This is a genomic window from Maritimibacter sp. (assembly GCF_016774595.1).
Classification (GTDB): domain Bacteria; phylum Pseudomonadota; class Alphaproteobacteria; order Rhodobacterales; family Rhodobacteraceae; genus Maritimibacter; species Maritimibacter alkaliphilus.
Genome location: NZ_JACBWT010000001.1, coordinates 1,517,586 through 1,536,886, shown reverse-complemented (window position 1 = coordinate 1,536,886; position 19,301 = coordinate 1,517,586). Strand labels below are relative to the sequence as shown.

Here is a 19,301-nt window from a genome sequence, read left to right as displayed (position 1 = left end):
TTCAATGCGGGTGGGCCGCAAATGGCCGCCCACCCACGCAAAGGTTACATATTGGGATAATTCGGCCCGTCGCCGCCCTGAGGCACCGTCCAATTGATGTTCTGGGACGGATCCTTGATGTCGCAGGTCTTGCAGTGGACGCAGTTCTGGAAGTTGATCTGGAACTTCGGCCCATTGTCGCCTTCGACCACCTCATACACACCCGCCGGACAATACCGCTGCGCGGGTTCTGCGAACTGCGGCAGGTTCACGTCGATCGGGATCGACGGGTCTTTCAGTTTCAGGTGGCAGGGCTGGCTTTCTTCGTGGTTCGTGTTCGAGAACGACACGTTGGTCAGCCGGTCGAAGGACAGCACGCCATCGGGTTTCGGGTAGTCGATGGGCTTGTGCTTGTCGGCCTTCTCGGTCGCCTGCGCATCGTTCTTGCCGTGCTTGAGCGTGCCGAACAGCGAGAAACCACCGAACAGGGTCTGGAACCACATGTCGAAGCCACCCAGCGCCATGCCGCCGGCAGGGCCGAAGCGAGCATTGAGCGGCGCGACGTTGCGCACGCGTTTAAGGTCTTTGCCCACCGGGCCGGATTTCAGCGCGGCGTCGTATTCGGACAGCGTGTCGCCCGAACGGCCCGCCTTGATCGCCTCATAGGCGGCTTCGGCGGCCTGACGGCCCGAATGCATCGCGTTGTGGTTGCCCTTGATGCGCGGCAGGTTCACGAGGCCCGCCGAGCAGCCTGCAATCACGCCACCGGGGAACGCGGTGTCGGGGATCGACTGGAACCCGCCCTTGGTCACGGCCCGCGCGCCATAGGCCACGCGCTTGCCGCCTTCGAGCACCTGCTTCACACGCGGATGGTGCTTGAAGCGCTGGAATTCCTGATAGGGCGACAGGTAGGGGTTCTTGTAGTTCAGATCGACGATGTAGCCGACGTACACCTGATTGTTGTCGATGTGATACAGGAACGAACCGCCGCCGTTCTTGAACCCGAGCGGCCAGCCGAGCGAGTGCGTGACTTCGCCCTCGTTGTGGTTCTCGGGGTTCACCTCCCAGATTTCCTTCATCCCGATGCCGAATTTCGGCACGTCGGAGTCCTTGGCGAGGTCGTACTTGGCGATCAGCTCCTTGGCGAGCGACCCGCGCACGCCTTCGGAGATGATGGTGTATTTCGCCAGAAGCTCCATCCCCGGCTCGTAACCTTCGCCGGGTGTGCCGTCGGGGTTTTTGCCGAACTCGCCCGCGACCACGCCTTTGACCGCGCCGTTGTCGTCATAGACCAGCTCGGACGCAGCCATGCCGGGGTAAACCTCGACACCCAGCGCCTCGGCCTGTTCGGCCATCCAGCGGCAGACGTTGCCCATCGAGACGATGTAGTTGCCGTGGTTGTTCATCAGGGGCGGCATCAGGAAGTTCGGGATCTTCATCTGCCCGCCTTCCCCGAAGATGTAGAAGTTGTCCTTCTTCACCGGGACGTTCAGCGGCGCGCCCTTTTCCTTCCAGTCCGGGATAAGCGCGTCCAGACCGGACGGGTCCAGAACGGCCCCCGACAGGATATGCGCGCCCACTTCCGAGCCTTTTTCGAGCACGACGACCATCAGGTCCTCGTCCAGCTGTTTCAGTCGAATGGCTGCGGACAGGCCGGCAGGACCGGCCCCGACGATGACCACATCGACTTCCATGGCTTCGCGTTCGATTTCGGCCATAAAAGGCTCCCTCCACGAAATAAAGTTGCGCCTTGGTAACGGTATGCCAAAGGCCGGTCAATCGCGACACGGCGTCATTCGCCGCGTTGCGGCATCCCATCGGCTCCAACTATGCCGTTGCAAATCAAGCCCGATTGCTTTTGTGTTGAGCAAGCCTTTGGGCACTGGCGGCGCTGTCCGTCGTGCATCATGTGAGACCCGAAGAAGACGACGACAAGGCACTCATGGAAAAGATCTTGCTGACCCGCGCGGGCTATACCGCGCTGAACGACGAATTGAAGAAGCTGAAATCGGTGGAACGCCCCGCCGTCATCGCCGCCATTTCCGAGGCGCGTGAACATGGCGACCTGTCGGAAAACGCCGAATACCACGCCGCGCGCGAGAAGCAGAGCTTCATCGAAGGCCGCGTGAAAGAGCTGGAAAGCATCATCGGTCTGGCGGAAGTCATCGACCCGGCCAAGCTGTCGGGCGCGATCAAGTTTTCGGCCACGGTCAAGCTCGTGGACGAGGATACGGACGAGGAAAAGACCTATCAGATCGTGGGCGAACCCGAGGCCGATCTTGAAAAGGGAAAGCTGAACATCAAGTCGCCGCTGGCCCGCGCCCTGATCGGCAAAGAAGAGGGCGACTCGGTGGAAGTTCGCACACCGGGTGGCGAGAAGTCTTACGAAATCCTCGAGATCGAGTATATCTGACCCTGTGACGGACCCTATAACGGAACCTGCCGGGGGCGCGATGGCGCAGCAAAACGAAGAGGCGCTGGGCATGGGCATCTTCGGACGCCGGGCGAGGCGTGGAATCGCGCCGTCGGAACTTCTGGCGGCGGCGTTGTGCTGTCTGTGGTTGGTGGGCGCCGCGATCTATTTCCTGTTAATGGGGAACGACTTTTCCGCGGGCGGTGCCGGTGGCTTCATCATGACTCTGCTCGCCGTGTTTCTGCCCGTGGCGGTCATCTGGCTGGCCGCCTCCGCCGCGCGGTCGGCCCGGATCATGCGCGAAGAGACGGTGCGGCTTCAGTCGACCATCGACGCCATGCGTCACAGCTACCTGACCCAATCGCACGCGCATCACGCCGAGCGGAACCCCGAGGTCGAAGCCAAGATCGCGCGGCTCGAGCAGGCGCAGAAGCAAACGGAACAGGCGCTTACCACCTTCTCCACCACGCGCAATTTGGTGCGGGCCGAGGCCGAAATTCCACGGCCCCAGGCCCAGCCGGTCGTCGAAGAGCAACCGTCGCTCGCGTTGGAACCTCAGGCCGCCGACACGGCCCCGCCGCTTGAGCGGGACGACATGATAAAGGCGCTGCATTTCCCGGAGAACGCCGAGGATGAAGCGGGGTTTGCCGCCCTGCGGCGAGCGTTGAAGGACAGAAAAGTCGCGGGGCTGGTGACGGCGGCGCAAGACGTGCTCACGCTGCTGAGCCAAGACGGGATCTACATGGACGACCTGCGGCCGGATCGCGCACGTCCGGAGATCTGGCGCCGGTTCGCGCAAGGGCATCGGGGCCGAGAAGTGGCGGCGCTGGGGGGCATCCGGGATCGGTCGTCTTTGGCGCTCACGGCGGGCCGGATGAAAAGCGACCCGGTGTTTCGGGACGCGGCACATCACTTCCTGCGCCGTTTCGACGACGTGTTTCTGGAGTTCGAGGAAACCGCGACGGATGAGGACATCGCCCGGCTGTCGGATACCCGCACAGCGCGCGCTTTCATGTTGCTCGGGCGTGTGACCGGCACGTTTACCTGAAGAATTGCCATGCCGCGTGCGTGGTTTTCCGGCGGATTCAGGATACTAGGATACTAGGATCCTAGTATCCTAGTATTCTGCCCTTCCGGAATCGGAAAAATTCATTAGTTAACAATAGCTTGCGTAAGCGGGACCGAAAAGGGTGAGTTCAGACCGATCCGAAAAACCGGGACTAGAGCCCGGCTTCCCGCGCGATCTCGGCCTTTGATTTTCGCGCCCGCTCGGTCTCGGACTTAAGCTGACCGCAGGCGGCCATGATGTCCTCCCCTCGCGGCGTGCGGATGGGCGACGCATAGCCCGCCTGATAGATGATGTTCGCGAACGCCCGGATGCGGTTGTTGGACGACCGTTTGTAGGGCGCGCCGGGCCATTCGTTGAAGGGGATCAGGTTGATCTTGGCCGGAATGCCCTCGATCAGCTTGATAAGCCGCCGCGCGTCCTCGTCACTGTCGTTCACCCCGTCGAGCATCACGTATTCAAACGTGATCCGCTCGGAGTTGGACAGCTTCGGATATTCCTTGAGCGCCGCGAGCAGCTTTTCGATGTTCCACTTCTTGTTGATCGGCACCAGTTTGTCGCGCGTCTCGTCATCGGTGGCGTGAAAGCTGATGGCGAGCATGCAGCCGATCTCGGCCCCGGCGCGCGCAATTTCGGGCACGACGCCTGACGTGGACAGCGTGATCCGGCGGCGCGATAGGGAAATGCCTTCGCCATCCATCGCGATCTTCATCGCGTCGCGCACCGCGTCGAAGTTGTACAGCGGTTCGCCCATGCCCATCAGCACGATGTTCGACACGAGGCGCGGGCGTTCACCCATGCCTTTGCCCGCCGGCACCCAATCTTCAAGATCGTCGCGCGCCATCATGATCTGACCGACGATTTCGCCAGCCGTCAAATTGCGGACCAGCTTTTGCGTGCCGGTGTGGCAGAACGAACAGGTCAGCGTGCAACCGACCTGCGACGACACGCAGAGCGTGCCGCGATCCTCTTCGGGGATATAAACCACCTCGACCTCGTGCCCGCCCGCGATGCGGACGAGGTACTTACGCGTGCCATCGGTCGAAACCTGTTTCGATACCATCTCGGGCACCCGGATTTCGAAATGCTGGTCGAGAAGCGCGCGGTAATCCTTCGACAGGTTGGTCATGTCCGCGAAATCGCGCACCCCCTTCTGGTAGATCCACTGCCAGACCTGACCCACGCGCATCTTGGCCTGTTTCTCGGGCGTGCCGGCGGCGATCAGCGCGTCGCGCAGCCCGTCGCGGGTCAACCCGACAAGGTTGGGCTTGCCGAGAGTCGCATCCTCCTTTCGAGGGATCGTCATTACGTCTTGCGTGATCGGGGCCGAGGCCGTCATGTGTCGCGCTCCTGATGGAATTGCGCCTCATATAGGCGATCATACCATGAATTCAAAAGAAAACGCCCCGGACATCCTGCCGGGGCGCGTCTGTTCTGGCTCTGAGCCGGGTTATTCGCAGCGTTTGCCCGCATCTTCGACCGCGGCGGTGAAACCCATGAGCGAAAAGGTATCCTCGGTCCGGGTGCCGCGCGACGAGTTGCCGACGAGAACGGCATTGGCGCCACCCTTCATCGCGTTCACGATCTTGGTGTCGTCCTCTGGGCTGGCCGACCAGGCCCATTCACCATCCGTGAACAGCTGAAACTCGGTCTCGCCGATCGACAAGGTGACGGTCGACCCATCGGCAAAGGGGTAGCCCCCCGTAAAGCTTACTTCACCCGTTCCATTGCCGGACCGGTAGGAGACAAAAAGCAGGATGTCGCCCCGGCGCACCGCGACCGAACGGCCATCCTTGGTGTTCACCGTCTGCTTGGGTTTCGACACGCTCCAGCACTCCTGCGGATCGCCTTCGACGAAGACGCTCCAGTCGGTGTTGGCGGCGACCCGGTTCGTGCTTTCCTGTGCCACGGCGGCGCCGGTCGCAGTCAGCGACAGCGCGGCGATGCACAGACCCCGTGCGATGCGTGATGTCATGTCTAACACAGCCTCCAGCTGCTCTGCCTCTCGGGCCCTTTGCTCCATCCCTCTTTGGGGTGTTTCACGGCGCGGGCACCCTTTTCAACCTAATGGCGTTACCTTAACGGGTTTTTGCCGGTTTTTGAAAGACCTGTTGGCGGAAAACCGCGCGTTATCCTTGGGATGGCAGGGATGTGAACCGCGTGCGGCACCGGCCCGGTTGCGAATCGTTGGCGACGCCGATCCGGCGGGCCGGATCAGGCCCTTCGGAAGTCCGACTTCGCGTAGCCCTGCAAATACAGCAGCGCGGTGAGGTCACCGTGATTCACCCTGATGTCGCATTGGGCGGCGACCGAAGGTTTGGCGTGGAGGGCGACCCCCGATCCGGCAAGCTCGAGCATCCCCAAGTCGTTGGCCCCGTCGCCCACGGCGATGACATCGGCATGTTCCAGCCCAAGGCGCGCCGAAATCTCTTCGAGGGCCGCGACCTTGGCGGCCCGTCCGAGGATCGGGTCGACCACCTGGCCGGTCAGTTTCCCGTCCCGAATGTCGAGCGTGTTCGCGCGGTTCTCGTCAAAACCCAGCTCCGCTGCGACCTTGGCGGTGAACGCGGTGAAACCGCCGGAGACGAGCGCGGCATAGCCTCCGTTCGCGCGCATCGTGGCGACAAGCTCGGCGCCGCCGGGCATGAATGTGATGCGCTCGGCCAGAACCTTGTCGATGACCGTCGCGGGCAGATCCTTGAGAAGACCGACACGCTCGCGCAGTGCCCCTTCGAAATCCAACTCGCCGTTCATGGCGCGGGTGGTGATGTCGGCCACGCGCGGTCCGACACCGGCTTCGTCCGCCAATTCGTCGATGCATTCCTGCTGGATCATGGTGCTGTCCATGTCGGCGAGCAGCATTTTCTTGCGCCGGCCTTCTGTGGGCTGGACGATGAGATCGACCCCCAACGCCTGAAGTTCGTCCCACGAAGACCAGCGCGTATCGGGGACCGACGGCATGTCGAATTCCGCCGCTTCGTCAGGGGCGAGCCAGCGCGCGGTTGTCCCGCCCCACGCGCCCCGCAAGGCTTCGACCAGCGACGGGTCGAGGGCGGCTTTTCCGGGCGCGGTCAGAAGCGTGGTGGTGAACATCGGAGCCTCCGTTTGATCGGGGTCCGATTAACGTGGCAGGCCACGATGTGCCAGCCCGTTCTAGCCTTGCGGTTGGCGCAGCGCCTCGACCTCGGCCGCCGGGATTTCGTCGCCGGTTTCGAGGATCAGGATCGTCTGGCCCGAAACGACCTTTGCTTCGATGACTTCGGAGTAGACCGACATCGGTTCCTCCGACATCAAACCCCGCGTGTTGTAGCTTTGCAGGATGAAGCTGTATTCGCCGGGCGGGAACAGCGACCCGTTGTCGTCAAGCCCGGCCCACTGGACCGAGGTGTCGCTTGGCGAAAACTCGATCCGGTCCACGATCGAGCCGGCCGCGTTCTTGACGACCATGAAGGTCTGCGTCGCGCCGGTCGGCGGGTGCGGTGTCACCGTGATCGGCTCCATCTCGAACTGCGCCGACACGGCCGCTCGTGCTTCCATCCCGACCCATCCGGCCAAGTCGGACATGGACATGACGCCAAGCTGGGTCTGCAACGCCTTGAGCAGATCGTTGGTCTGGACCTGCTGCTCGACGCCCGAGAACGTGGCCAGTTGCACGGCGTAATCCGAGCTTTCGATCGGATTGAGCGGGTCCTGATTTTCCATCTGGACCGTGAGCATTTTCAGAAACGTCTCGAAGTCCGACGAGATGGCCGAGTTGGACTTGGGGTCTTCAGAGGCAGCGCCGGACGCGGCGGATGCACCATACGAGACGGTCGTCGAGGTCTGCGAAAGCTCCATTCGATGTCCTTTCTGGCTGTCAAAGCCGGAGGTCGACGCCGCCCCGTGCGGCGTGCGCCGACAGGTTGGCGTTCGGGGGCTGCGTGTCTTCGGGTGCCGGGCCTTGTCCGGCAGCCATTGCCGGATCGCGTGACTCGTCGGATTGACCATCCCGCCCTCCGCCATCGTCGAAGGCGAAGTTCAGACTGTCGTAGCCGAGATCGCGCAAGTCCTGTTCGAGAAGCGCAAGATTGCGTTTGATCAGATCGAGTGTTTCCGGGCGATCGGCGGACAAAGACACCGAAAGCGTGTTGCCGTCGCCGTTGAAAGACAGGCTGAGGCGACCGAGTTCTTCGGGCCGTAGGGTGACTTCGAGGGTTCCGTCACGCGAGGCGCGGATCACATCCGCCACCTGCTGGGCGACGAGGCGGGGCGTTTCCGGGCGATTGAAGATCTGTAGTTCTGGCCCCGCGCTCCGCCCAGTCTCCGAACGCGCGTGTTCGGTTCCCGACACCTCCGCGATGATCGGGTCGGACGTGACGACGACAGGGGCGCCCATTGTCTCGGCCATCGCGGGCATGGCGGGAGGCGGTGTGGTTTGAACGGAAGGCGAGCGTTGCGTGGACGGGGCCTCTGGGGGCGCGGCTTCCGTGGTCCGTTTGGGGTCGATCGGGTCTGACGGTATTTCCGGACGCTCGCCTTCGGTCGCGTCTTGGCTAATCAGGTCTGGGCGTTGCGTGGGCGAGACACCTTGCGTCGGGCTGCCGCTTTGCGTTGCTTTGGGCTCTCCCGTCTGAGGGGTCCCGGCGATCTTTTCCGACGCATCCGCAGCGGCGTTCTCAGCATCGGTCGCTCCGCCAGTCGGGATCGTAGTTGGCTCAGTGCGATGGCCCGGAACGGAAGATGGGGCTGTTGCTGCGGGAGTTGTTGCAGCCGCGAACCCCTCCTGTCCCGGCGGTGTGGCGATCGTATTTACCGCGGGCTGAGCGTCGTTTTCGGCGACGACCGGGCTCGGCGCGACGAGGGCGGAGGTGTCCCGTAGCAGGGCAGGCGCCGGCCTGCGCTCGGACGCCTCCGAAGCCGTCGATGTGTTGGAAAAAGCGTTCCCGGTGGGCACGGTGGCCGGCGATTCCTTGTTGTCGACCGGCGTTGTCAGATGCACAGAAGGCCCAGACAATGCCCGCATCGCCTGATCTCGCTCTGCCGGGATGAGTGACACCGTGGCGTCGGCCGGTTCGGGCGTCGCAGCAAGCCCGTGAATTGTCGCGTGTTCCGAAACCATCGCTAACCCTAAATGCGGCGACGTGGAGAGTTTACGGTCCACATCGGTCGTGCTCGCCACGTCCGGTGCTGCTGCATAGCTGCCTTCGCTTTCTTCCGGCGTCGGCTCTGCCTCAGCTGTCTTGTCGTGGCCCTGCCGTGTATCCTCCCCTCTGGCCTTGGGGCCTTGCGCGGCTTGAAACGCGTCGTCGAACGCGGTGCCTTTCGGGGCTCCGGTTTCGGGCGCATGGTCAGCGCGTCCCTGTTTGGGCGCCATGAAGGCGATATTGGTGACGTCCATCGTCGCTCCGGGAATTCTGTCTCCGAGTGGCGCGATACTTCCCCACAGAAATTACCGAATCTTTACCGGTTGCCGTCATCCTTTGCCGAAATGCCCACAATTCGACGGAACCGACGATGAACCCGGTCTTGCCAGTCTCACCGCGACCACCTCTTCAGCCCGCGCCCGTTTCCGCGGACGACAAACTGCGCGAGGCCGCGAAGGAGTTGGAGGCGACATTTCTGTCGGAAATGCTGAAATCGGCGGGACTGGGCGAGCTTTCCGAGACGTTCGGCGGTGGTCCGGGTGAGGAACAATTCGCGTCGTTCCTACGTCTGGAACAGGCGAGGGCGATGGTCGAGGCCGGGGGAATCGGTCTGGCCGAAACCCTCTTCGAAGCGATGAAGGAGCGTGCCGATGGGGCTGTTTGATGGATCGGGCACTCTCGCCGCTCTGGCTACCTTGCTGGACCGTGAAAAGGCGCTGATCCTGAAAGGGGATATCGAGGGCGTTCGGCGTCTCGCGCCCGAGAAAGAACGCCTCTTGTCGCGGATCGGGCGTAATCGGTTCAGGCGTGAACGGCTTGAAAACCTCAGAAAAAAAGCTGACCGGAACAATGAACTACTGGCCGCGTCGGCTCGAGGTTTCAAGGCCGTTCAGGAGAAGCTGATAGCGCTGCGCGCGGCGGGGGGGCAGCATTCGACATACGATCGGGACGGGCACCGTGCGCGCATGGGAAACCGCCCGACGGACTTCAACAAGCGGGCCTGACGCCCCGCAAGTTCCGCGCTTTCGCCTAAAATCCGACGCAATCGCATTTCACACGTTCACTGTTCTTTTAGCACTCCGGCTTCAGGTTGCTCGCGCATCCTGAGGGGGTGGCGCGGACCGGAAACCGAAACGGAGACCGGCGTCCGCAGAGGTCAGAATGGCTCTGGAACCTGCCCTGAGCGGGCGGACCTCTAACCCGGCGTGAAATCTGCGCCGAACGACTGAAGGAACTGAAAATGGCGACCTTCCACGCCCCACCGTGGTGTCCTTCGCCACTGACCTTTTTGACCTTCTTGATGATGGGCGCATTGGCTTGCGCACTCATCCCACCACACCTCTCTATTCACCCGAGGTCAGGTGTAGGTCTCGCCAGTTAAGCTGCGGTTTACGGATGCCCTGGCAGGGACATTTCTTGCTTCAGGGTTAACGGCCTGTGTCAGAGCAGGTTGTCCAAGCCCCGCAGCAGCCCGGTGATCCCCTTCACCTTCTGCGCGGCCAACAATGTGCCGGGCACGAGAATGTCGGCCGAGTGGCTGTCGGCATCGTGCGTGATCGTCAGACGCGAATTGCCCGCCGCGAAGGTGCTGGTGACAGTGGCCGAGTAGCTCGGCATCCGGATCGAATGGACCTGAACGCCGTTGACAGAGCCGCCGCGCAATCCCGGCTCGCCCTTGACCGTCGCGGGATCGACCTCGAAGGCCGGTTTCTTGATGTCCCCCATGCGCTCGGCCAGTTCGCGGGCCGTGCCGGTCGGGGCGTCGGTCTTTTTCGGGCGCGAGTAGTCGATGATCTCGAACCAGTCGAGGTATTCCGCGGCCATCAACGAAAACCGGGTCATCAGGGCGGCCGTCAGGGCGAAATTTCCGGACGCGACGACACCGAGCCGGGCTGCGCGTGCCGCGTCGTCGATCTTGGCGTAGTCCGCCGCCGTGAGGCCGGAGGTGCCGATCACCACGCGCCGTCCGGCGTCGATCGCCTGCATCGTGTGCGCGAACACGGCGTCGGCTTGGGTATAGTCCACGAGCACGTCGAACTCGGCCTCTGTCAGTGCCTCGGCCACCGTGGCGAAACAGGGGGCGCCATGCACCTGCTCACCCGCGCTGGACCGCGCGACGCAGGCGGTCAGGTCGAAGCGGGGGTCTGCGGCAAAGGCCGCCGCGATGGTCCCGCCGCTCAGGCCGGTCGCGCCGGCCATGCAGATGCGTTGCATTTGGTTCTCCCTCTTTTTCGGGGCCGAGACTGCGATGTCGGTCAGTATGCCGCAACCCCTGTCGCCGCGCAGGCCGGCATGGCCCCAACCGATCCCGCGTGTCAGCGGGACAGGTCGGCCTGATAGAGTTTGACCTTGATCCCGCCGTTGTCGATGACCGGGCCCGAGGTCAGGTCGAACCCGGTGGCATGGGCCAGTGCCTGATCGGAGGTGACGATACCGACCCGCCAGCCCCGGAACCGTTCGGCGAGCACCCGGCCGAGCGTCCCGTAGAGCGCGTAGAGTTGCCCTTTGTTCCCGATGCGGGTGCCGTAAGGCGGGTTCACGATGACCAGTCCGGGCTCACCCTCGGGTGGCGTCAGCTCCGATAGCGGCTGGCAGCCGAAGGTGCAGATCTGGTCGACCCCGGCCGCTTCGGCGTTCCTGCGCGCGCCGTCGATGGCGCCTTGATCCCGGTCGTAGCCATAGAAGCGGTGCATCGGCGTCGGACCCGAGCCTGCCCGCACGAGCGTCGCGAATCCGTCCGGATCGAACGTAGCGAGGCTCTGAAACGCGAAGGCGCGGTCCCGTCCGGGTTGAAGATCCGCCGCGATCTCGGCGGCTTCCAGAAGGAACGTGCCGGAGCCGCACATCGGGTCGACGACGGTCTGGCGTCCGTCATATCCGCAGGCCCGCAAGAGGAGCGCGGCGAGCGTCTCGCGGATCGGGGCCTTGCCGGTCGCGACCTTGTGGCCGCGCTTGTGCAGGCTCTCGCCCGAAGTGTCGACGCTGATGGTCACCAGATCGCGATCGATCCGAACCTTGATCGCGACCTCGGCCTCCGGGCTGATCGGCGCGTCCATCGCGGCGGAGACGGCTTTTTCGACCCGTTCCGCAGCGGCGCCCGCGTGATAGATCTTGGACTTCCGGTTGGTCGCAACCTCGACCTTCACCGGCACATGCGGTTCCAGCGTATCGCGCCACGGAAACTTCCGTGACCGCTTGTCGAGCTGTGCCAGATGGAACGCCGGAAAACTCCCGAGCCGGACGAGTATCCGGGTCGCCCCGCGAAGCTCCAGATTGGCGCGCCAGACTTCGGACCAGTTGCCCCTGAGGGTCACGCCCCCCGGTTCCGGCTTGCCGCGCTTGAAGCCGAGGGCGGCGCATTCCGCGGCAAGCTGCGGCTCCAGCCCGGGTGGGCAGACGGCGAAGAAATCCAGTTCGGTCATGGGATGGGATTACGGCATCGCGCCGCCAAGGGGAATACGGCGCACCGTCAGGCGCGTGTTTCCGGCGTGTCGAGCCGGAACTTGCGAAATGCCGCACCGCCATATTCGACGCCGTCCACTTCCCGCGCCCCCAGACGCGCCAGTGCGGCGACGTGGTTCCGGCTCGGCGGCAGCAGGAAGGTCACGAAAGGGATGCGTGGGTCGCGGGCGGCCGCGTCCAGACAGGCGCGCGCGATGCGGGGGCCCAGTCCGAAGCGGTCCGGGCGCAGGACGAGGCCGAAATCCCACTCCTCGCCCTCTCTCTGGAATCCGCCCCAGCCTGCATAGACCCCGTCCACCACGAAGGCCCAGTGACCAAGACCGTCGCGCCGCCAAGTCTCTTCCTTGGCGGCAACGAGTTCGGCCGATTGCCTGTCGCTCCAGTCGCCGGACAGAAGCGGCATGTGCGCCGCGACGCGCGGATCGGACATATGGGCGGTGATGTCGTCCAACGGAATGTCGCTCAGTCTGCGAAATGCGATGTCCACTCCGGACTCCTCTCGGATCGGTCCTGCGCTTCTTCGTTTCCCAAATACTTTCGGGGGGCGCCCGCAGGGCGCGGGGGCAGCAAGCCCCCTCCGCACCATCCATCAGGGCCTGCCCGGTGGGTCAATGCCCCGCCGAGCGAAGCGAGGCCCCGTCGCGACGGGGGCCCAGCCCGCGGCGCAATGAAAAAGCCCCGGCACTCTGGCCGGGGCTCTTCCTGTCGCCATCCCGGCGCTTACGCGGGATCCTTGATCGTGCGCAGGTAGGGCAACTTGATATCCACGTCGCCGTATTTGGCCTTGGCGTCGTCATCCGACACCGACAGGGCCACGATCACGTCCTGACCCGGGGTCCAGTTGGCCGGGGTCGCCAACGGCGCACCGTCCGTCTTCATCACAGCGTCGAGCGCCCGCAGAACCTCGGCGAAGTTGCGGCCCACCGACATCGGATAGGTCATGGTCAGGCGCAGCTTCTTGTCCGGCCCGACGATGAAGACCGAGCGCACGGTGGCGCTGTCGGCGGGCGTGCGGCCATCCGGCAGATAGGCGTCGGCGGGCAGCATGTCGAAGGCCTTGGCCATCGTCAGATCCTCGTCCGCCACGATCGGGAAGCCCGCCTTGGCTCCTGCGAAGCTTTCGATGTCGCCCTTCCATTTCTTGTGGTCCTCGACACCGTCGACCGAGATACCCAGAACTTTCACGCCGCGCTTTTCCCATTCATCGGCAAGCTGGGCGACCGCACCGAATTCGGTGGTGCAGACGGGCGTGAAATCCTTGGGGTGCGAGAACAGGATGGCATAGCTGCCATCGACCCATTCATGAAGGTTGATGTCGCCCTGATCGGTGGGCACGGTGATGTCGGGGATGGTATCGTTGATGCGAAGTCCCATGGAACTCTCCTTTTCCAATCGTCTCTTGTCTCAAAGGTAATCTGATCGTGTTTCGCTTGAAGGGGGTTGTGGCAGAATGTCCGACCTGAATCGAGCGGTTTCATGGGTGGCTGTTCCGGCCCCATGACGTAGCGGCAGAGCGGCCCCGGCTTGTGCCCCCTTCGCCCCGGTGACAGAGTGCGCGCAAAGCGCAATATGGGAGGTTTCCATGCTTGAGAAACGCGAATTCTATATCAACGGCGAATGGGTCGCTCCGGCCGAAGCACGCGACCACGAAGTGATCGACCCCTCTACGGAAGAGGCCTGCGCGGTCATTTCGCTCGCGAGCGCGGCAGATGTCGACAAGGCGGTCGCCGCCGCCAAGGCGGCCTTCCCCGACTGGATGATGACGCCGGTGGAAGAGCGCATCGCGCTCGTCGAGAAGTTCCTCGAAATCTACAAGGCGCGGGCCGAAGACGTCGCGCAGGCCATCACGATGGAGATGGGTGCGCCGCTCGATCTGGCGCGCAGTTCCCAGTGGGGCGCGGGCTATGCCCATACCAAGGCGTTCGTGAAGGCGGCCAAGTCCTTCGATTGGATCAAGCCGCTTGGCGATCACGCGCCGGATACGATGATCGTGCATGAAGCCGTCGGGGTCTGCGCCCTCATCACGCCGTGGAACTGGCCGATGAACCAGATCAGCCTCAAGGTGATCGCAGCGGCCATCGCGGGCTGCACGATGGTTCTGAAACCGTCCGAAGAAAGCCCGCTGGACGCGATGATCTTTGCCGAATGCATGCATGACGCCGGGTTCCCCAAAGGCGTCTTCAATCTCGTGAACGGCGACGGCGCTGTCACCGGCGACGCGCTTACGGGCCACCCGGACGTGGATATGGTCAGCTTCACCGGGTCGACGCGCGCGGGCATCGCGATCTCGCAGAACGCCGCCAAGTCGCTCAAGAAGGTGCATCTGGAACTCGGCGGCAAAGGCGCGAACATCGTTTTCGCCGACGCGGACGAGAAGGCGGTGAAACGCGGTGTCATGCACATGATGAACAACACCGGGCAAAGCTGTAACGCGCCCTCGCGGATGCTGGTCCAGCGCGAGATCTACGATCAGGCGGTCGAAACGGCGGCAGCCGCGGCGGACAAGGTCGCGGTGGGCGACGCGCATGAGGAAGGCCGCCATATCGGCCCCGTCGTGAACGAGGCCCAGTGGAACAAGATTCAGGGTCTGATCCAGACCGGGATCGACGAAGGCGCCCGGCTCGTCGCTGGCGGCTTGGGTCGCCCCGACGGCATGAACCGCGGGTTCTTCGTCAAGCCGACGGTGTTTGCCGACGTGACCAACGACATGACCATCGCACGTGAGGAAATCTTCGGCCCGGTCCTGACCATGATCCCCTTCGATACCGAAGAGGAAGCCGTGAACATCGCGAACGATACGGTCTACGGCCTGACCAACTACGTCCAGACGCAGGACGGGGCCAAGGCGAACCGCGTCGCGCTCAAACTTCGGTCCGGCATGGTCGAAATGAACGGGCAGCCGCGCGGGGCCGGTGCGCCGTTCGGCGGCATGAAGCAGTCGGGCAACGGTCGCGAAGGCGGCGTCTGGGGCATCGAGGATTTCACCGAGGTCAAGGCGATCGGCGGCTGGGCCGTCGACGCCGCCGAGTGACGCCGGTGTGAAGGAAGGGCAGGGTCCAGCCATTCGGTTGGGCCCCGCCGATCAAAATTGCAGCATTTCGCGTCCATGCGTGTCTTTGCGACGAGGCGAATGGCCAGGATCAGGCCTGAGCGTTGCCCCCTGAAAAGACCGCTCCTATATCTTGAATACAATTAACGAACAGTCATCCAACGCAGCCAGGGAGCCGCGCGTTGAGTTACTCGATCAGAATCCACCCGGATCGCCGTATCGCGGTGTTCCACTTCAGCGGTGTTCTGAACCCGCAGGTCGGCAAGCAGGCGTTCCTCGACTACATCAGGATGCCGGACTTCGATCCCCATTTCGCCATGCTGACGGATGCCCGGCAGTTGAACGGCGTCGAGGCCTCGTTCCCGGAAATCGTCAGCGGTGTGATGAAGGTCATGCGGAACCTGCGACAGTTCGACCAGCCGGTGCGCAGTGTGATTCTCGTCAACTCGGAAAAGCCGTTCGTCGTGGCGAGACTGCTCGATCAGGTGCTCGAACGCGCCAGCAAGATCCGCATCCATATTGCCCGTGAGGAGCATGAGGCGCTCGCGCTCGTCGGCTGCTCGGACACCGATTTCGCCCGCCTTGCGAACGCCGCCTGATCCGGGTCAGTCCAGACCCAGTTCGTCCAGCATGTGACGCCCGCGGGCATCCTCGACCTCGATCACCCACAGGTCCGGATCGAACGACCGCTGCTTGCCGATCGACTCGTCCACGGCGCGTTCGTCGCCTTCGGCCAGAACCATCCATTTGCGCTCGCCCGTCATCAGGTCGACGCTGCGTTGAAACGCCTGCGCCTGACCGTCCATCGTGGCGAGCTTGACCAGCACGGCCCCGGCGGTCGCATCGCCCTTGGCGACGACATAGGTTGAGATTCCTTCGGACTGAAGCCGGGCGAGGTATGCCGAAACCCAGATGCCGGTCGCAAGGCGGCTCATGCGTTCCCGTCTTTGAAGTCCAGACCCATTTCGGAATAGCGTTCGGATTCTTCCAGCCAGTTCGGGCGTACTTTCACCTGAAGGAACAGGTGAATCTTGCGGCCGAGAAATTCTTCCAGTTCCGCGCGTGCCGCCTGACTGACCGCCTTGATGGTCTCGCCCTTCTTGCCGAGAACGATACCTTTGTGCCCGTCACGGGCGACGTAGACGATCTGATCGACGCGGGCCGAGCCATCCGGGCGTTCTTCCCAATGCTCGGTTTCGACGGTGAGCTGATAGGGCAGTTCCTGATGCAGGCGAAGCGTCAGCTTCTCGCGCGTCATCTCGGCGGCGATCATCCGCATGGGCAGATCCGCGATCTGGTCCTCGGGGTAGAGCCATGGGCTTTCGGGCATCATACCGGCGAGCCAGGTCTTGAGGTCGGCGACGCCATATCCCTTTTCAGCCGAGATCATGAAGGTTTCGACGAAGGGAAACCGCTCGTTCATGTCCTGCGTCAGCCCGAGCAGGACATCGGACGACACCTTGTCGATCTTGTTGATCGCAAGCGCGACGGGGCGTTTGCGCGCCACCTCGGGCAGATGGTCGAGGATCGTCTCGACACCCTTGGTGACACCGCGATGCGCCTCGATCAGCAGGACGATGACATCTGCATCGGCGGCCCCGCCCCAAGCGGCGGCGACCATCGCGCGGTCCAGCCGCCTGCGCGGTTTGAAGAGGCCAGGCGTGTCGACGAGCACGATCTGGCTGTCCCCTTCCAGCGCGACACCGCGAATGCGCGCGCGCGTGGTCTGGACCTTGTGGGTCACGATGGACACCTTCGCCCCGACGAGGTGGTTCGTCAGGGTCGATTTGCCCGCGTTGGGCTCGCCGATAAGGGCGACAAATCCGGCACGTGTGGTCATGGCAGGGGCCATAGCCCCTTTCTTTGCCTCGCGCTAGGGGGCGTGAGCGGCAAGGCGCGCGGGCGTGCGCCGAGCGGCATTCGCATGGCGCGGGAACACGGTCCTGCAAATTGCAGCCAAATCGGTATGGTGTGGATAAGGAATCAGGAGGAGCTCATGCCCGACGCCACCTGCACCTGTGGACAGGTGCGGATCGAGGTCACCGGCAAGCCGATCATGGTCGCGGAATGCGGCTGCACCTCATGCCAGACTGCGGGGCAAGCCTTTGGCGGCGTGCTGACCGAGCATTACACCACGCCTTACGTCATGGTGCGCAAGGATCGCGTGCGTCTTGCGTCTGGCGACGGCGCGCTCGAAGCCCGACGGCTGACGCCCGAAAGCGCGACGCGCCGGGTCGTCGCGACCTGTTGCGGCGCGCCGATGTATCTGGAATTCGAGAAAGGCCATTGGCTTAGTGTCTATGCCGCGCGGCTGTCCGCGCAGGACCGCGGCGCACTCGATTGCCGAACCATGACGAAAGACCTGCCGGAGGGTATCGTTCTGCCGACCGATGTGCCGAACCCCAAGCGGCATACGCCGGGGTTCATGCTGAAACTCATGGGCGCGTGGGTCGCGATGGGGTTCCGCACACCCAAGATCGACTGGGCGAGGGAGGCCACGGGATGAGCGATGACAAGATCGAAGTCCGCAACATCAATTCACCGGATCACATCACGCGGGTAGATCGGACCAAGTACGAGGACATGAAGCAGGCCTTGCTGAAGGTGCTGCCATCCGAGGCGCCCGGTATGAAAGTCGCCGAGGCACAGGATGCGCTGAAACCGCATCTGGACCAGACCCTTTTCCCCGGCGGCGCGAAATCCGGCTGGTGGCTGAAATGCGTGCAACTCGACCTCGAGTTCAAAGGCGAGATCAAGCGCGCGGAGAAACCGCCCGTGCGGCTTTACAAGGTCTAACGCAATTTGGGCGGGCCGGGGTCGTTCTGCCGGTCCAGAACACCTTCGAGCCCCCAGCGGAGCCCTTGGCCGATCCGATCCGCCAGCGCCGAAAACCGCTCGGCCTTTTCGGGTGTCAGCACGTCGCGGGCCGCGGCATGGAACGTCTCGAGCCACATCGGAAAGTGCTCCGGCCGCACCTCGCCATTCGTGACATGCGCTTGCATCGGGCTGCCGCGAAAGCCGTGGTCGATCTGGAACGCCGCGCGCCAGAACCCGGCGATCTTCGCCTCATGCGCCCGCCAGACCGGCCCGTCCTCCGGTGCAATCGCCCGCGCGAAAATCGGACCGAGGACGTCATGTCGGCGCACGCGGGCGTAAAACGCAGCCATGAGGAGGTCGATGTCCTCGGCGGTCATGTCTTGTGCGGTTTCTGTCGTCATGTCGACGTTATGAACTCGTTTCGCACGGGCGTCATGGGGCGCGATGTCACACGGCCTGTGCGCGGCGTCCAGTCCTGAGCAGGGTGTATAGCCCCGTGGCCACGATCAGCGCACCGCCCAGAAGGGTGATGGCGTCGGGGCGTTCGCCGAAAGCCAGATAGGCGATCACCAGCGCGACCAGAAGGCGGGAATAGCGGAAAGGCGCGACGACGCCGATCTCGCCCGACCGCATCGCGGTGGTCAGCGCGTTATAGGCCACGGTCCCGAACAGGGCGGCCACGACGATGGCCCCCCACGCGGCGGCGCTCGCCCCCTGAGGCAGGCGCGGATCGAAGGCCCATATGACAAGGCCCGCGACGGTCACGACGATGAAACCGAGCGTGCCCAGTTGACGGCCCGAAACATGGGGCGGGCTGGCACGGGTGGCGAGGTCGCGGCCCGCGAACCCCAGCATCCCGATCACCGGAAAGATGACCAGAGGATCGAACATCTCGGGTGTCGGGCGCAGTATCAGGATCACGCCCGCGAACCCGATCAGCATCGCAATCCACCGACGCGGCCCCACCTTTTCGGCGAACAGGAGTGCCGCGCCGAGCGTCACGACAAGCGGTGTGGCCTGAAGGATCACGGAGGTCAGGGAAAGAGACACGAAGGCGATGGACAGCGTGTAGAACAGCCGCCCGATCAGCTCGATGCCCGACCGGATAAGGAGTCCGCGTGACAGGAAACTCTTTGGAAAGACTGCCTCGCCCGCGCGCAGTGACAGGATCGCGCAGATCGTCATGGCGATGAGGCCGAAGAGGGTAAAGGCCATGCCGCGCGGCACGTCCTGAAAGGCGAACTTCAGAAAGGCGTCCTCGCCCGCGAAGGCACACATGGACAGGACCATGAACAGCGCACCACGTGCATTCGGGCTCATGCCTGCGCCACCATGTGAAAGGTCGGGGTCAAGATCATGCTCTCCGCTGTTCCTGCCTTCCACCTAGCGAAA

The 19,301-nt window shown here is 63.6% G+C and carries 22 protein-coding genes and 1 pseudogene; 8 read left to right on the top strand and 15 right to left on the bottom strand.

The window, feature by feature from the left end; genetic code table 11:
- Window positions 1–44: 44 nt before the first annotated feature.
- Window positions 45–1,697, bottom strand: coding sequence for an electron transfer flavoprotein-ubiquinone oxidoreductase (locus HOY44_RS07845; protein ID WP_287434091.1), 1,653 nt, complete (start codon window positions 1,695–1,697; stop codon window positions 45–47).
- 224 nt (window positions 1,698–1,921) lie between these two features.
- On the opposite strand from HOY44_RS07845, the gene greA reads away from it, so the two are divergent.
- On the top strand, window positions 1,922–2,392 hold the full coding sequence (gene greA / locus HOY44_RS07840) for a transcription elongation factor GreA (RefSeq protein ID WP_008333447.1): 471 nt from the start codon (window positions 1,922–1,924) through the stop codon (window positions 2,390–2,392).
- 40 nt (window positions 2,393–2,432) lie between these two features.
- A complete protein-coding gene (locus HOY44_RS07835) occupies window positions 2,433–3,440 on the top strand; it encodes a hypothetical protein (protein ID WP_138422560.1) in 1,008 nt (335 codons plus the stop codon).
- A gap of 172 nt (window positions 3,441–3,612) precedes the next feature.
- Here HOY44_RS07835 and rlmN read toward each other — a convergent pair whose 3' ends face one another.
- The 5 genes from rlmN to HOY44_RS07810 all read right to left on the bottom strand — a co-directional run bounded on the left by rlmN (window position 3,613) and on the right by HOY44_RS07810 (window position 8,835).
- Window positions 3,613–4,797, bottom strand: coding sequence for a dual-specificity RNA methyltransferase RlmN (gene rlmN, locus HOY44_RS07830; RefSeq protein ID WP_287434087.1), 1,185 nt, complete (start codon window positions 4,795–4,797; stop codon window positions 3,613–3,615).
- Window positions 4,798–4,908: 111 nt separating this feature from the next.
- Entirely contained in the window at window positions 4,909–5,433 is a 525-nt protein-coding gene (locus tag HOY44_RS07825) for an invasion associated locus B family protein (protein WP_008333454.1), read from the bottom strand.
- A 239-nt stretch (window positions 5,434–5,672) separates the two neighbouring features.
- Window positions 5,673–6,551 carry a phosphoserine phosphatase SerB gene (serB, locus tag HOY44_RS07820; RefSeq protein ID WP_287434085.1) on the bottom strand — a complete coding sequence of 293 codons (879 nt, stop codon included), beginning with the start codon at window positions 6,549–6,551 and terminating at the stop codon, window positions 5,673–5,675.
- A 60-nt stretch (window positions 6,552–6,611) separates the two neighbouring features.
- Complete coding sequence (locus tag HOY44_RS07815) at window positions 6,612–7,295, bottom strand: flagellar hook capping FlgD N-terminal domain-containing protein (RefSeq protein WP_287434084.1); 684 nt, start codon at window positions 7,293–7,295, stop codon at window positions 6,612–6,614.
- 19 nt (window positions 7,296–7,314) lie between these two features.
- Window positions 7,315–8,835 (bottom strand): flagellar hook-length control protein FliK, encoded by a 1,521-nt coding sequence (locus HOY44_RS07810; protein ID WP_287434082.1) that lies wholly within the window; start codon window positions 8,833–8,835, stop codon window positions 7,315–7,317.
- Between the two features lie 116 nt (window positions 8,836–8,951).
- Between HOY44_RS07810 and HOY44_RS07805 the strand changes: the two genes are divergently transcribed.
- Together HOY44_RS07805 and HOY44_RS07800 are read left to right on the top strand one after the other, a co-directional pair.
- Entirely contained in the window at window positions 8,952–9,245 is a 294-nt protein-coding gene (locus tag HOY44_RS07805; RefSeq protein ID WP_287434081.1) for a rod-binding protein, read from the top strand.
- The gene (locus HOY44_RS07800; RefSeq protein WP_287434079.1) at window positions 9,232–9,585 is read left to right on the top strand and encodes a hypothetical protein; all 354 of its coding nucleotides are present in this window, start codon (window positions 9,232–9,234) and stop codon (window positions 9,583–9,585) included. The genes HOY44_RS07805 and HOY44_RS07800 overlap by 14 nt, the downstream gene beginning before the upstream one ends.
- A gap of 238 nt (window positions 9,586–9,823) precedes the next feature.
- On the opposite strand, the pseudogene HOY44_RS07795 reads toward HOY44_RS07800, so the two are convergent.
- The 5 genes and pseudogenes from HOY44_RS07795 to HOY44_RS07775 all read right to left on the bottom strand — a co-directional run.
- A pseudogene (locus HOY44_RS07795) lies at window positions 9,824–9,910 on the bottom strand (chemotaxis protein MotB); the annotation flags it as partial.
- Between the two features lie 111 nt (window positions 9,911–10,021).
- The gene (gene dapB / locus HOY44_RS07790) at window positions 10,022–10,795 is read right to left on the bottom strand and encodes a 4-hydroxy-tetrahydrodipicolinate reductase (protein ID WP_287434077.1); all 774 of its coding nucleotides are present in this window, start codon (window positions 10,793–10,795) and stop codon (window positions 10,022–10,024) included.
- Between the two features lie 101 nt (window positions 10,796–10,896).
- A complete protein-coding gene (locus HOY44_RS07785; RefSeq protein ID WP_287434076.1) occupies window positions 10,897–12,003 on the bottom strand; it encodes a THUMP domain-containing class I SAM-dependent RNA methyltransferase in 1,107 nt (368 codons plus the stop codon).
- 47 nt (window positions 12,004–12,050) lie between these two features.
- Complete coding sequence (locus HOY44_RS07780) at window positions 12,051–12,530, bottom strand: GNAT family N-acetyltransferase (RefSeq protein ID WP_287434074.1); 480 nt, start codon at window positions 12,528–12,530, stop codon at window positions 12,051–12,053.
- Window positions 12,531–12,763: 233 nt separating this feature from the next.
- Window positions 12,764–13,417, bottom strand: a complete 654-nt coding sequence (locus HOY44_RS07775) for a peroxiredoxin (protein ID WP_008333473.1) — start codon at window positions 13,415–13,417, stop codon at window positions 12,764–12,766.
- Between the two features lie 208 nt (window positions 13,418–13,625).
- Here HOY44_RS07775 and HOY44_RS07770 point away from each other — a divergent pair, with 208 nt between their 5' ends.
- A complete protein-coding gene (locus HOY44_RS07770) occupies window positions 13,626–15,074 on the top strand; it encodes an aldehyde dehydrogenase family protein (RefSeq protein ID WP_287434071.1) in 1,449 nt (482 codons plus the stop codon).
- A 200-nt stretch (window positions 15,075–15,274) separates the two neighbouring features.
- Window positions 15,275–15,691 (top strand): hypothetical protein, encoded by a 417-nt coding sequence (locus HOY44_RS07765; protein WP_040885064.1) that lies wholly within the window; start codon window positions 15,275–15,277, stop codon window positions 15,689–15,691.
- Between the two features lie 6 nt (window positions 15,692–15,697).
- Here HOY44_RS07765 and HOY44_RS07760 read toward each other — a convergent pair whose 3' ends face one another.
- Both HOY44_RS07760 and era read right to left on the bottom strand, forming a co-directional pair.
- A complete protein-coding gene (locus HOY44_RS07760) occupies window positions 15,698–16,027 on the bottom strand; it encodes a DUF1491 family protein (protein WP_287434069.1) in 330 nt (109 codons plus the stop codon).
- Window positions 16,024–16,932, bottom strand: a complete 909-nt coding sequence (gene era / locus HOY44_RS07755) for a GTPase Era (RefSeq protein ID WP_138421993.1) — start codon at window positions 16,930–16,932, stop codon at window positions 16,024–16,026. Before era ends, HOY44_RS07760 begins: the two co-directional genes overlap by 4 nt.
- A gap of 156 nt (window positions 16,933–17,088) precedes the next feature.
- Between era and HOY44_RS07750 the strand changes: the two genes are divergently transcribed.
- Together HOY44_RS07750 and HOY44_RS07745 are read left to right on the top strand one after the other, a co-directional pair.
- Window positions 17,089–17,598, top strand: coding sequence for a GFA family protein (locus HOY44_RS07750; protein WP_287434067.1), 510 nt, complete (start codon window positions 17,089–17,091; stop codon window positions 17,596–17,598).
- Window positions 17,595–17,888: a DUF6958 family protein gene (locus HOY44_RS07745; RefSeq protein WP_138421991.1), complete on the top strand. Its 294-nt coding sequence runs from the start codon at window positions 17,595–17,597 to the stop codon at window positions 17,886–17,888. Before HOY44_RS07750 ends, HOY44_RS07745 begins: the two co-directional genes overlap by 4 nt.
- Here HOY44_RS07745 and HOY44_RS07740 read toward each other — a convergent pair.
- Both HOY44_RS07740 and HOY44_RS07735 read right to left on the bottom strand, forming a co-directional pair.
- Window positions 17,885–18,310, bottom strand: coding sequence for a group III truncated hemoglobin (locus tag HOY44_RS07740; protein WP_287434065.1), 426 nt, complete (start codon window positions 18,308–18,310; stop codon window positions 17,885–17,887). The genes HOY44_RS07745 and HOY44_RS07740 overlap by 4 nt on opposite strands.
- Before the next feature lie 46 nt (window positions 18,311–18,356).
- Window positions 18,357–19,229: a DMT family transporter gene (locus HOY44_RS07735; RefSeq protein ID WP_287434063.1), complete on the bottom strand. Its 873-nt coding sequence runs from the start codon at window positions 19,227–19,229 to the stop codon at window positions 18,357–18,359.
- Window positions 19,230–19,301 lie beyond the last annotated feature (72 nt).